The 13,389-nt window shown below is 36.4% G+C and carries 14 protein-coding genes; all 14 read right to left on the reverse strand.

Annotation, left to right across the window (positions count from 1 at the left end; genetic code table 11):
• Positions 1-43: 43 nt before the first annotated feature.
• Positions 44-1,300, reverse strand: coding sequence for a pitrilysin family protein (locus tag RR062_00880; protein MEG2026275.1), 1,257 nt, complete (start codon positions 1,298-1,300; stop codon positions 44-46).
• A 29-nt stretch (positions 1,301-1,329) separates the two neighbouring features.
• Positions 1,330-2,037, reverse strand: coding sequence for a polysaccharide deacetylase family protein (locus tag RR062_00885; GenBank protein ID MEG2026276.1), 708 nt, complete (start codon positions 2,035-2,037; stop codon positions 1,330-1,332).
• Between the two features lie 131 nt (positions 2,038-2,168).
• Complete coding sequence (locus RR062_00890; GenBank protein MEG2026277.1) at positions 2,169-4,292, reverse strand: polyribonucleotide nucleotidyltransferase; 2,124 nt, start codon at positions 4,290-4,292, stop codon at positions 2,169-2,171.
• Between the two features lie 63 nt (positions 4,293-4,355).
• Positions 4,356-4,622, reverse strand: a complete 267-nt coding sequence (gene rpsO, locus RR062_00895; protein ID MEG2026278.1) for a 30S ribosomal protein S15 — start codon at positions 4,620-4,622, stop codon at positions 4,356-4,358.
• A gap of 128 nt (positions 4,623-4,750) precedes the next feature.
• Complete coding sequence (ispH, locus tag RR062_00900; GenBank protein ID MEG2026279.1) at positions 4,751-6,724, reverse strand: 4-hydroxy-3-methylbut-2-enyl diphosphate reductase; 1,974 nt, start codon at positions 6,722-6,724, stop codon at positions 4,751-4,753.
• Between the two features lie 19 nt (positions 6,725-6,743).
• Entirely contained in the window at positions 6,744-7,556 is an 813-nt protein-coding gene (locus RR062_00905) for a lysophospholipid acyltransferase family protein (protein MEG2026280.1), read from the reverse strand.
• The gene (gene cmk / locus RR062_00910) at positions 7,549-8,220 is read right to left on the reverse strand and encodes a (d)CMP kinase (protein ID MEG2026281.1); all 672 of its coding nucleotides are present in this window, start codon (positions 8,218-8,220) and stop codon (positions 7,549-7,551) included. The genes RR062_00905 and cmk overlap by 8 nt, the downstream gene beginning before the upstream one ends.
• Positions 8,217-8,564 (reverse strand): chorismate mutase, encoded by a 348-nt coding sequence (gene aroH / locus RR062_00915; GenBank protein MEG2026282.1) that lies wholly within the window; start codon positions 8,562-8,564, stop codon positions 8,217-8,219. Before aroH ends, cmk begins: the two co-directional genes overlap by 4 nt.
• Positions 8,565-8,644: 80 nt before the next feature.
• Entirely contained in the window at positions 8,645-9,862 is a 1,218-nt protein-coding gene (locus RR062_00920; protein ID MEG2026283.1) for an NAD(P)/FAD-dependent oxidoreductase, read from the reverse strand.
• Entirely contained in the window at positions 9,853-10,617 is a 765-nt protein-coding gene (surE, locus tag RR062_00925) for a 5'/3'-nucleotidase SurE (GenBank protein ID MEG2026284.1), read from the reverse strand. The genes RR062_00920 and surE overlap by 10 nt, the downstream gene beginning before the upstream one ends.
• Positions 10,618-10,659: 42 nt before the next feature.
• Positions 10,660-11,364: a pseudouridine synthase gene (locus RR062_00930; GenBank protein ID MEG2026285.1), complete on the reverse strand. Its 705-nt coding sequence runs from the start codon at positions 11,362-11,364 to the stop codon at positions 10,660-10,662.
• A 24-nt stretch (positions 11,365-11,388) separates the two neighbouring features.
• Positions 11,389-12,432 carry a D-alanyl-D-alanine carboxypeptidase family protein gene (locus RR062_00935; protein ID MEG2026286.1) on the reverse strand — a complete coding sequence of 348 codons (1,044 nt, stop codon included), beginning with the start codon at positions 12,430-12,432 and terminating at the stop codon, positions 11,389-11,391.
• 4 nt (positions 12,433-12,436) lie between these two features.
• Positions 12,437-12,799: a spore germination protein GerW family protein gene (locus RR062_00940; GenBank protein MEG2026287.1), complete on the reverse strand. Its 363-nt coding sequence runs from the start codon at positions 12,797-12,799 to the stop codon at positions 12,437-12,439.
• Positions 12,768-13,298 (reverse strand): hypothetical protein, encoded by a 531-nt coding sequence (locus RR062_00945; protein ID MEG2026288.1) that lies wholly within the window; start codon positions 13,296-13,298, stop codon positions 12,768-12,770. Before RR062_00945 ends, RR062_00940 begins: the two co-directional genes overlap by 32 nt.
• Positions 13,299-13,389: the final 91 nt, after the last annotated feature.

Consider the following 13,389-nt stretch of genomic DNA (forward strand, 5'->3'; position numbering starts at 1 on the left):
TACAAAGCAAGCCCCAAATTTAAAACTAAAAGAAATAATGTGTCTATTTTTTAACTTTTATTAAATTGTAGTTTGGCGCTTTAACTCCTACGTATACGCTAGCAGGAACACAACTAAATATTTTTTGAGTAGCGTTTGCGATATCTTTTATAGTTACTCTTTCAATTTCGGCAAGTTGTTCTTCAATGCCTTTAATCTTGTCGGTACGTAATAGTTGCGAACCGTTAGAACGCATAACGGACATTGTATTTTCCTGAGATAATTTAATGCTACCTAATATTTGTGACTTACTGCGTAAAAACTCTTGTTCGGTAATGCCTTTTGCCACTAATATATCAATTTGTTTATGCAAAATATCTACGACTTTACTAAGCTTGTTTGGATTTGTTCCACAATAAAGTTCTAAATAACCGCAATCGCTGTAAGCCGAATTATATGCGTATACCGAATAAGCTAAACCGTTCTTCTCCCTTATTGCTTGGAAAAGTCTGCTTGAAACGCCTCCTCCAAAAGCTATCGCAAGAAGTACGGTAGCTGGAAAAAGACTGTCGTTGTAGCTAAAAGAAGGATATGCAAGCGCTATATGAGATTGTTCGGTATCTTTGAATGCGTGAGAAAAGTCGCTTTTAAATTCGGGCAAAACCTCGATAGTGTTTGTGTTTCTTTTATTAAGTTGTGACTCAAAATATTTTTGCGTAAGTTCGATAGCTTCTTCGAAAGTTGTATTGCCGGCAACCGAAATAACTATGTTGTTAGGCGTGTACCTTAAACGCATAAAAGCTTGCAAACTCTCTCTGGTTGCTTGATTGATGTTTTTAGGCGTGCCTAGTATTGTTTGACCCAAACTTGTTTTTCCAAACAAATTTTGAGCAAGCATATCGTGGCAAACTTCGTCGGGGGTATCTTTATCAACCGAAATTTCTTCTTTAATTACTCTTTTTTCTAAATTAAGTTCTTTTTCGGCAAAAGTAGAATTTAGAAAAATATCCGCAAGTAAATCAAAACTATCTACGAGATTATCTTTACCTGTTTTTGTATAAAAACAAGTCGTGTCTTTGCTTGTGAAAGCGTTAATTGTACCGCCTAAGCTATCTATCTCATTAGAAATTTGCGTCGCAGAGCGTCTGCTAGTGCCTTTAAATAGCAAGTGTTCTATAAAATGAGAGTAGCCGTTGTTAGTTTCGTCCTCGTATCTACTACCGCTTTTTACTAAAATTCCCATACTTACCGAATATATATTATCGTATTTGTAAAAAACTAATCGTAATCCGCTTTCAAATTGTTTAATTTGAGCTTCCAAACTATTTTTCTCCTTTGATTTATTATATATCAACTTATGTTTTGACTAACTGTGGTAAGTTCAAACCCATTTTGCTGATAATATTTTATAATGTTTTCGAGAGCGTCTAAGGTTGAACGTGTTAAATGCATAAGAATTAGTTCTCCGTTACTGGGGTTTTTAGTCGCTCTTTTAAATATTAAATTGCTATCCTTATCTCGCCAATCGATAGTGTCTTTGCTCCACATAATTGTCTTGTAACCTAGTTCGGTTGCCTTTTCAAGCGTATGCTTGCCATAAGCTCCCGAAGGAGGGGCAAATAAAGTCATTTGTACCCCGGTCAAACTCTCAATTAATTTATGCGTTAGAAAAATTTCATTATAATTCTCGGTTGCGTTAATTTTGTCGTGAGATAAATGAAAATATCCGTGATTTCCAAGTTCGTGTCCACGCTCTACAATTTTTTTAAGGTCGCTTACGTGCTTTTCAACCCAACAACCACCTACAAAAAACGTTGTTTTAATTTTATATTTATCAAGAATTTGAAGCGTTTTATCTAAAAATTCCTCGCCCCAATACAAGTTAATCATAAGGGTCACACGCTTTTTGTTTGAGTTTCCCCTATCGATTATTTGTTTTTCTCCAAGAACGGCAAGAGCTGAATTTGCGTTAAAACAAGCAAAACCAACAGAAATAACAACTATTGCTATTATAACATTACTTACAACATTAATAAAGATATTTTTCTTTTTTTTCATAAATTACCTCTTTATACTGTATGTTGTAGCTAAATTGCTTATGAAAAAATAGCTCCGTAAGATACGGAGCTATTGATTAATTAAATTTATTTAATTTTTTAGAGTTTTAAGGTCAACATTGATTTGATTTATTAGAATTTCTTGATTAGTTTAAGGTCAATTCTACCTTTTTCGTCAACTTTGAGAACTTTTACTTTAACTCTGTCGCCGACATTTACAACGTCGGTAACTTTCTCAACTCTTTCTTTACTTAACTTAGAGATGTGAATCATACCATCTTTGCCGGGAGCAAGTTCGACAAATGCGCCAAACTCTAAACAACGCACTACGTTTCCGTCAAATTCGTCGCCAACTTCTGGGTCTTTTGCAATCGCAAGAACCATTGCCTTTGCCTTGTTAGACATTTCTTGGTCTGCCGTTGCGATAAATACTACGCCGTCGTCGGTAATATCAATTTTAACGCCTGTTACTTCGATAATCTTGTTTATTACTTTGCCACCGCTACCGATAACTTCTCTAATCTTGTCGGGGTTGATGTTAAAGCTAATAATTTTGGGAGCGTATTTAGATAATTGTTTGCGAGGAGCGGGCAAAACTTTTGCCATTTCGCCGAGTATAAATAGTCTACCTTGTCTAGCTTGTTCAAGAGCGGTTGAAAGAATATTCTCGTCAATGCCCTTAATCTTAATATCCATTTGAATAGCGGTAATACCCTTAGCTGTGCCGGCTACTTTAAAGTCCATATCGCCCAAGAAATCTTCAAGACCTTGAATATCGCTTAGAATTGCAACTTTGCTACCGTCTTCTGCTTTCATAAGTCCCATAGCTATACCTGCAACGGGAGCTTTAAGAGGAACGCCTGCGTCCATAAGAGCAAGAGTCGAACCGCATATACTTGCTTGCGAAGTACTGCCGTTACTACTTACAACTTCCGAAACAGTGCGAATTGCGTAAGGAAATTCGCTTTCGCTAGGAATAACTGGGTCAAGGGCTCTTTCAGCTAATGCGCCGTGACCAATCTCACGTCTACCAGGACTTTTAAGTTGCTTTGCCTCGCCTGTGCTATATGGCGGGAAATTGTAATGGTGCATATATCTCTTGAAACTTTCCTCTTCGTCAAGTTGTTCAAGTTTTTGTACTTCGGAGATTGTGCCTAAGGTTGCAGTTGTAATTACTTGTGTCATACCTCTTGTAAATACTGCCGAGCCGTGTACCCTAGGAAGTATGCCGGTATCACACCAAATAGGACGAATTTCAGTTGTTTTTCTGCCGTCTGGACGAATACCTTCGTTAAGAATTTTTGCTCTAACTTTTTCTTTGGTCATTTTATAAAGAACTGCGTTTACAAAGGGAACAGCTTCGGGAAGTTCGGCTGTAAAATGTTGTGTAACTTCTTTGTTAAGGTTGTCTTCGTTTTGTTGTCTTTCTAGCCTATCGAAAGTGTCAAGCGCTTTGTCAAGTTTAGCGTCGGCAAAACCACGTATCGCTGTGTCAAATTCTACCGGCGTTTCGTGACAGTCGGGCGTAACTTTGTCTTTACCAACTTCACGAACTATAAATTCGATAAAGTCGCATTGTCTTTTTATTTCTTCGTGACCAATTAAAATAGCGTCGAGCATTTCTTTTTCGGTAACTTCGTTAGAGCTAGCTTCGACCATCATAATAGCGTCTTTTGTACCTGATAAGTTAAGGTTGATTTTGCTTTTTTCTTTTTGTTCGTTGTTAGGGTTGATAATATATTTGCCATCAACATAACCTACTACGACACTACCCGTTGGACCTGCAAAAGGTATGTCCGAAATTGATAAAGCTATTGAACTACCTATCATACCGTACACTTCGGGTTGAACGTTAGGTTCAACCGACATTGCTGTTGCAACTACGGCTACGTCGTTTAGAAAACCCTTAGGGAAAAGCGGTCTAATAGGACGGTCGATTAGTCTTGATGTTAGTATAGCCTTGTCTGTTGGGCGTCCTTCTCTCTTTTTAAATCCTCCCGGAATTTTACCGACGCTGTACATCTTTTCTTCAAAGTCTACTCCTAAGGGAAAGAAATCTATCCCTGCCCTAGGCGTATCGGCTAGCGTTACGTTAACCATAACTACGGTTTCGCCAACGTGAATCATACAAGAGCCGTTTGATTGTTCGGCGTACTTGCCAATTTCTACCGACATCGTGCGTCCGCCAACCTCAGTTTCAAAGATGTTGTAAACTCGATTGCCAATTTGTTCTGTTTTCTTTACATAATTACTCATTCTCTTCTTCTCCTATTTATTACGAAAAAAAGGGGTGGTATTTACCTCCCCTTTTATTGATGTTTACTTTCTTAGATTTAGCTTAACTATGATATCTCTATATCTTTCAATATCAAGCGCTTTAAGATAATCTAGTAGACCTTTTCTATGACCTACCATTTGTAGTAGACCTCTTCTGCTGTGGTGGTCTTTCTTATGAATTTTTAAATGTTCGGTTAAGTGATTAATGCGGTCTGTAAGCAAAGCGATTTGCACTTCGGGCGAACCTGTATCTCCCTCTTTGCGAGCGTATTGCGCAATAATTTGTTGTTTGGTTTGTAGTTCTTCCATTGTTGTTACCTCCATTATTTTATTAAGCCATTAAACAAAGTAAAGCGCCGGAGTAGTTTCGCATAAACTTTGTAAAAGGACATTTATTATTATACCACAAATATGTATGTTTGTAAACATATTTTGTATTATTCTTGGTCGTCTTCCTTCTTTTTGTGAGGAGGTCTTTCGACTTCGACGGGTCTTTCCATTGTTGCTTTACGAGAAAGAGTAATGCGTCTATTCTCAATATCAAAGTCAATTACTTGTACGTCGATTTCGTCGCCAACTTTCAACGCTTCGTTAATATCGCCTAACCATTCCCAAGAAACGTTGCTAATGTGAAGTAGTCCGTCAATACCTTTGTCAAGTTCAATAAATGCGCCGAAAGGTAATATTCTCGCTACCTTACCTTTAACAACTGCGCCGATAGGAAATTTCTCTGCGGCTACTGCCCAAGGGTGCGGTTGAAGCTGTTTGTAACCTAAGCTAACACGCTTAGTATCTCTATCTAATTTAAGTACTAAAAAGTCATAAGTTTTGTTAAGTTCGAGTATATCTGCTGGTTCTTTGATGGGATTCCAAGATAAATCTGACAAATGAGCCAAGCAATCGAAGTGATTAACTTCTACAAATGCGCCAAAGTTAGAAAATCTTACAACTTTACCTTCGACGATTTCGTTTACTTCGATATTGTTCCAAAATTTGTCTTCTTTTTCTTTCTTTTCACGAATGATAAACTCTCTGTGGGAAGCGACAATCTTCTTTTTTGCGCTGTCTACGCCATCGGGCAAAGCTAGCAAACTAAGTGTTTTGCCAACATATTGCTCTAAGTTCTTAACAAAGCCTTCTCTTATTTGAGAAGCGGGAACGAATACTGTATAGCTACCTAGTCTTGAAAGTAATCCGCCCTTTACAGCCTTAGCCATTACTAGGTCAAAAGACTTGCCTTCTACGATACCGTCAACTAATTCGTCGTCTTTGTACAATATATCAATTTCTTTTTTAGAAAGAAGAACTCTCTTGTCTGTTGATGTTACCATACATTCGATTGTGTCGCCAACATTGATGTTTTCTTTGGCTATTTCCCAGTTCTCTACTGCGAGCTCCTCATTGGGGATAAATCCATCACCCTTTGAATTAGGTATTTGTAATGAAACGCCGTCGTCGTGCTTTTCAATAACTTTACCTTTAAGTTTAGAACCCTTTTTGTAGCGTCTTTGAGACATTTTGTCTACGGTTTCGGTAAATAAATTTTTAGCTATTACTTCCTTAACCTCTGCGACTTCACCGTTGTTTTTTGCTTCTGCAACCATCTGTGATAAAACCTCCTCCATCAACTCCTTTGGAGTTGAAGCACCTGCAATGATACATATTTTTAAATTTTTTGGTAAATTTACAATTTCATTTGCATTTTCGATTAATATAGCCTTAGCGTATTTGCTAGCTAGGGAAAATAGCTTATTTGTGTTACTGCTTTGCTTATCCCCAACAACAATCGCTAAATCGCTCATCGAAGCGATATATTTAGCAAATTCTTGCCTATCTAGTGTAGTATAACAAATAGTATTGAAAATTTCAAGCATTTTCACGCTATCTGTCAAAAGATTTCCAAGCGCAGGCTTAACTAGTTCGGCATTATAGGTTGTTTGAAACATTACAAGAACTTTCGAATACTTGTTTAGGTCAATTATTTGAGTTCCGTCGGTAATCAAGGCAGTATTGTCGCACCAGCCATTAATACCTATTATTTCCGGGTGAGTTGACGAACCTATAAGAACTATTTTGTATCCGTTGTCGTAATATTGTTTAGCCCGAATTTGTATAATTTTTACATAGGGACAAGTAGCGTCTATGACCTTAATATTATTTTGCATACAGTAATCAAATACGGTTGGACTTGCTCCGTGCGCTCTAATTATCAGCGTATCGCCATTATGTAATTTAGTAATATCTTCAATCGGTTTGATACCTTTGCTTTGTAAGTCTTGTACAACCCTATTATTATGCACAAGCTCGCCAAAAGTGTAGGTATTAGGTTGATTGATGTATTTGTTAGCCCTTGCTACGGCGCTAGCTACGCCCTTACAAAAGCCTTTGTCTTTGCCTAAATAAATTATCATATTTTACGCTCTAACAAATTTAATTATTGTTATCTTGGGTATCGGCTTGATTTTTGTCAACTTTGTCGTTGCAGATAAGTTCATATTCCTTCGCAAGCTCTTTTACGGCTTGATGTTGAATAACTTCTCTTACCGTCTTTTCTTTATTTATGCCTTCTTTATTTATAATAAACTGTTCTCGTTGAATAATTTCATTTCTACGTCTTTTGCGGTGAGTTATTCCTTTTTCTTTAAGTAGGTTAATTAATTCTTGGCGTGTTTTATCCATATAATAGGCTACTTTTGTAGTGGCTTCGGCAAGAACTTGTTTTGTAAGTTGTTTGCCATAATATTCGTCAAGAGTAAATTCGTCGCCAACGAGAAAATAATTTTTACAAAAGGCTTTTGTACGGTCAAAAATATAGATAGGTCTAATTGGCGATTTTGTTTTGATAGCAAGCATAGCCGTACCAACTTTAATTTCTTGCAAACGGTCAATTTCTTTATTGCGAGTTCCCTCGGGAAACACACCAAAAATTTTATCGTCTTGAAGCAAAGACATACATTTTTTTATAGCTACAAGGTCGACTTCGCCCCTATTAATAGGAACGTATTCTAAGGCTTTAAAAATAAATTTTAAAAAGGGGTTGCGGTCAAATTGAGATTTATAAAGAAATCTTGCACGAGAAGACGTCCAAATCGTCCAAACCAGTGGGTCCCAGCCCGATACGTGGTTGAAGGCTAATATTGCCTTTTTCTGTTCAAAATTAGTTGACCCAAATATTTTTGTAGGAAAAACAAGCTTGAATGGCTGTTTAAGCACAGCGATTAGATTATATAAAAATTTACCCAAATATTTTCTCCTTAATTATTAAATATATCTTGTCGACTGTTTGTTGTAAGGTTAATTCGGTAGTATCAACTTCAATGGCGTCAGCTACTTTTATCAAGGGCGCAAAAGAACGACTCGAATCATTATAGTCTCTTTGAGTCAAAGAATCAAGTACTTTTTTAAAGGTAGTGTCTACGCCTTGCTCTTGTAATTGCATATATCTACGTTTTGCTCTAATTTCTTTGCTTGCGGTAAGAAATATTTTAATTTGAGCGTTTGGCAATACATAAGAGCCTATCTCTCGCCCGTCTAAAATACAGCTTTGCTTGATTGCAATTTGACGTTGAATATTTGCCATAGCTATTCTAACAATAGGCAAAGCCGATATGTCGCTTGCTGATTTACCGACAATTTCTGTTCTAATTAGATTAGTGACTTCTTCTCCGTCAAGAAAAATTCTATTGTTATCTTGACTTATCTTTATATCTACTTTTGTGTTGTCAAGCATAGTTTGTACGCTAGCAATGTCAGCAAGAACAAGTTGCTCCCTTAACGCTTTAAGTCCTAAGCATCGATACATAGCGCCGGTATCTAAATATACAATATTTAATTTTTTAGCGAGCATTTTTGCGATTGTGCTTTTGCCTGCGCCCGATGGTCCGTCAATGGCTACGTTATAGTTCATTGTAAGTCCTCCCTTAGTATATTTGCGCCTTTAAGATAACAAAATTTAATGGTATCTATATTTTCGGCAAGAATTAATATACGAAGGCACAATTTTAAAGAATTTTTGACAGATTGCTCTTGCAAGCACATATAGGCAAGGTCTTTATATTCTTCAATTTGTCTAATAGAGTATGCGGGATAAGCCTCTGTAATGTCGGCAGTTGAAGAAAAGATAACGGCGACAATATTGTTTGGCAATAAATTATTAGCCTTAACGCAAGCTAAGAACAATTCTTGCGCGCAAGAATAAATATTTTGCTTAGTATTATTATCTACTGTTATAGCTCCTCGTATTCCTTTCATTTGTTCCTCTTATATTGTTTTATTTATAAAAATAAGTTTTATCTTCTTTTGTTCTTTTGGCTAAATTATGTTTAATATAGTTAGCTTTGCTTTTGTTGTCCGGCAAGATAGCCTGTCGCAAAAGCGATTTGTAAATTAAAACCGCCCGTTAGAGCGTCAACGTCGATTATTTCGCCTGCAAAATAAAGGTTTGGAATTAATTTGCTTTGCATTGTTTGGGGAACAATTTCTTTTACGGCGACGCCTCCGCTAGTTACGATTGCTTGGTCTATACTAGCAAGTCCTAAGCAGTCAAAAGAAAGGTTTTGTAGAGTATTTACCAGCCTATCTCGCTCGGCTACCGTTAAAGAATTTGCTATTGTTTGGGATATTTCACTTTGTTTTTCTACGACTTTTACAAGTCTTTCGGGTAGCAAGGTTAGCAAAATATTCTTAATTTCTTTTTTCGGCGCAAGCAAAATCTCACGCTTGATTCGTTCGGTTAATTGATTTATGCTTAATGCTGGTTTTAGATTTATTACTAATTTATAATTTTTAAGGTCAAGTCTATTTGCGTAAGCCGACAACGTCAACGCTATTGGTCCAGAAATACCATTAGAGGTAAACAGCATTTCGCCAAAGTCGCTTTTTATAATTTTACCGTTTGGCGCAATTAGAGAGAGTGTGACATTTTTAAGCGACAATCCTTCAAGCTCGCAACAACCGTTTGCATTAAAACTAACAAGGCTAGGTTTAGGCTCGATTATTGTGTGTCCTAACATCTTTGCAATTTTGTAGCCTATGCCGTTACTGCCGGTAGCTTTGTAGCTTACGCCTCCGCAAGCTAGAATAACGCTGTCGCATAATACTATTCCTGTCGTAGTATTTAATGAAACCACCTTATTTGAGAATACTTTACAGCTTGTAACCTCAGTATTGTATAAAATTTTGACATTTAATCTATTAAGCTCATTTGAAAGCGCTTTGGTAACGTCGCTAGATTTGTTGGATAATGGAAAAACTCTTTCGCCCCTTTCTACTATTGTTTCTAGACCCAAATCTTTAAAATACTCAATAGTTCTTTGCGGTGGAAAAGCATAGATAGCGCTATACAAGAATTTACTGTTAGTCACAACGTTAGAAAGAAAGTCTGCTGGGCTACATAAATTTGTAAGATTACATCTACCTTTACCCGTTATGTATATTTTTTTACCTAATTTATCGTTATGTTCAATCAGCGTAACAATATTACCGTTTTTTGCTGCTTCAATAGCGGATATCATTCCACTTGCGCCTCCGCCAACTACGACTACTTGCATAAGAGTTCCTTAGCTTGCGATATTGCCGAATAATCTGTGCGGTCTAAGTGTAGCGGAGTAATAGAAATATAGCCTAAATGTACGGCGTTTACGTCGGTAAATTCGGTTGAATCTAGGTCGGGGCAATCAACTATTTCGTGAGGCGTGCCTTCAAGGGAATAGCCTATTTTGCCGTCAATTTCTATTTCGGCATAATAATCGCTATATGGTCTATGTCCTTGACGTGCCACGATTACTCCCCTAATTTCTTCCTCGCAAAGATTGGGAACATTGATATTTAATAAATTTTCTTTAAATTCGAATTTTAAAAGGGTTTCTAAATTGTTGTAGATAAATTGGCAACAAGTGTCAAAATGATTGTCTTTATATGAACAGCTAGAAAGGGCTATCGACTTTAAACCTAGTATTACCGCCTCTTGGCTTGCGCCAACTGTGCCCGAATATATAATGTCGGTAGCAAGGTTAGCCCCTCTATTTGGACCCGAAATGACTACGTCGGGGGTTATTTTTAGGTGTCTTGCGGCAAACATAACGCAATCGGCGGGAGTACCGCTAATTGCATAAGAATTTGTCGCGCCTTCAACTTCGACTTGTTTAAAATAAATAGGTCTATGGAAATTTATGTAATGCGAATACGCCGAACGCTCGCCGTCAGGAGCGCATACATAAACTTCGTGTTTTTGCGACAACGTTTTTGCAAGTAATAACAGCCCTACGCTTTGTATTCCGTCGTCGTTTGTGAGTAATATTTTCATAACTTTACCTTTATATTAAATTTAACGCAACAGCTTGACATTTTATAGCAAACTTTTAAGATAGGCTATTTCCTTTGCGTTAAGGTCACGGTATGTACCTCTTGTAAGTCCGCCTAGCCTAATTTCGCCGATAGAGGTTCTCTTTAAAAACTCAACTTCTTTGCCCATAACGGCAAACATATTTTTTATTTGGTGATTTCTGCCTTCAAAAATTGTTACTTCAAGTTTTGTCTTATGAGCGTCGCCTTCAATAATATGAACAATAGCCGGCGAAGTCGGTTTGCCCTCTATAACAACGCCTTCTTGCAAAGTTTTGCGTTCCTCTTCGCTAAGCTTGCCCGAAATTCTAAGCAAATACGTCTTGGGAATTTTATTTTTAGGGTGTGTAAGAACGTTAGCTATTGAACCATCGTTAGTAAGTATAAGTAGCCCTTCCGTGTCGTAATCTAGCCTACCTACGGGGAAAAGTCTGGCTTTGATATCTATTAAGTCCATAACTGTTTTGCGGTCTAGGTCGTCTTTTACCGTTGTAACATAGCCTTTTGGCTTGTGCAACATAATATAATATTGCTTTTTTGTCGGTCTAATTGGCGACCCTTCAACGGTTACGCTGTCAGTTTCGCTTATTTGAGCGCTTAGCGTGGTTACAACTTTGCCGTTGACTTTGACCTTGCCCGAAGAAATAAGTTCTTCGCTTGCTCTACGGCTAGCAACTCCGCTATCAGCTAGATATTTGTTAATTCTCATTTATTATCTTCCTTTTATTTATATTTAAATAGTACTTAATTTTTGCGAAAAAATCAACTGTTTAGCAATATAAATACTAATATTGCCACTTTCGCCCTTTTTGGAAGGTAAATTGACGACTTTTTTTATTTCAACGTGTTCGCCATTTCTTAAAGGATATTTAAATTCTTGCGGACAATAATAATATGTTGGTTCTTTGTCAAAAAATTTAATTCCTACAACTTTATCTTTTGAAATAATAGTTTTTAAAGAATAATTTTCAAAGCCGTAGCAAAGCATATTTTTACTTTCTTCAAACATAGGCGAACAATTAAGTACGACGGCTATAAGTTGCATACCATTTTTAACTGCGCTACCAACAAAACAGCGACCGGCTCGCTTGGTAAATCCCGTTTTTACGCCATTTGCAAATTCGTAATTTTTAAGCAGTTTATTTTTATTTAATATCAAACGAGAATTTTCTTCAATACCTATTTTTTGGCTCTTGCTACTTACTATTTTTTTAAAATTTTCATTTTTAAGCCCTTCGCAAGTAATTTTTGCAAGGTCATAAGCGGTTGTATAATGTAAATCATTGTGAAGTCCGTGAGGATTTACAAAGTTACTGTTATTTGCGCCTAAACTCTTAGCGGTTTTTGTCATTAGTTTAGCAAATTCCTCTACGCTACCCGAAACATATAAGGCAAGGGCAGTAGCCGAATCGTTACCGCTTTGTAACATTAAACCATAAAGAAGGTCGGCTACGCTTATCTTTTCCCCGACTTTAAGATAAATTGACGAACCTTCTATTCCTACCGCCTCTTTTGGAATGCTTACAATATCATTTAAATTTGCGTTCTTAATTACCGTCAATGCCGTTACAACCTTAGTCGTGCTTGCCATTGGCAATTTTTTATCCATATTTTTGCCATAAAGAACTCTACCGCTAATTTCCATTAAACAAGCCCCTTCGGCGCAAGTTAAGTTTTGAGCGTGAGCGGAATTAAAATTTATACCAATATATAGGCTTATAGCAAGCAAACTTAACGCTAGGACAAAAGAGGTAAAACTTAATATTCTTATTTTCATATTTTTAAGACTTTTTAAAGTCGTCGTAGATAGTTTTTGCCGTATCAATAATTTTTGTAAAAGCGCTTTCTTCTTGCGCTTTAATTATTTTTACGCCGTCTTTGTTGACTACGAGAAACCCTACCGGAGTAACTGATGCGCCCCCACCCGAACCGCCTGCAAATTGATTGTCGTTTAGTTGCTTAAAGCCTTTTTTGCCGTATTCTCCCCCGCCTGCAACAAAAGCAAACGTTAGCTCGGACACCGGAAGAATTACGCTACCATCGCTTGTTACTATTGGTTGACCTACTATTGTGTTAACTTCGGCAAGATGCTTTATATTTGTAACGGCAGTATCAACTATTTGTTGTATTTGGTCGTTTTGCATAAGTTTTCTCCTTGTTTTTAAATATTTCTATTAGTATCTTTAAAATACTTGTATTTATACTTAACCTAATTTGAGTTAAATTTTGGTTTATCGTATACACGCAAGCATATTTTAATTTGGAATTTGTATTATTGCTAATTAAAATTGCGATTGAACTTGCAACAATATCTACGCTTTGCTCGATTAATAATTTCTTAGGTTTATCTAAACGAATATATCTTATGAGCGATATTTCATTAAGTTTAATTGCTTTTACTAAGAACATTTTACTTTTTCCTCCGCCTTTAACTAAATCTATATACTTTTTAGTAAATTTAAATGTCCCTTTACAATTAAATCTATCGCTGAAAAACTCTAATATAATTGAGATTACTCTAATAAAAGAATATAAAAATATTTTTAGGTCTACAAAATTGCCTGCAACCTTAACTTTTACAAGTATATTGATTGGGCAAACTAAAATAATAATTAAGATAAGTAAAATGATTAAATATATCATATAGTTAGTTTCAATTTAAAATATGAAAAATATGCGTAAAATTTACTCACAATAAAAATATGCGTTGAGCAGTACTCAACGCATAAGGTAA

This window comes from Clostridia bacterium (genome assembly GCA_036654455.1).
In the GTDB taxonomy this organism is placed as follows: Bacteria; Bacillota; Clostridia; order Christensenellales; family CAG-314; genus JAVVRZ01.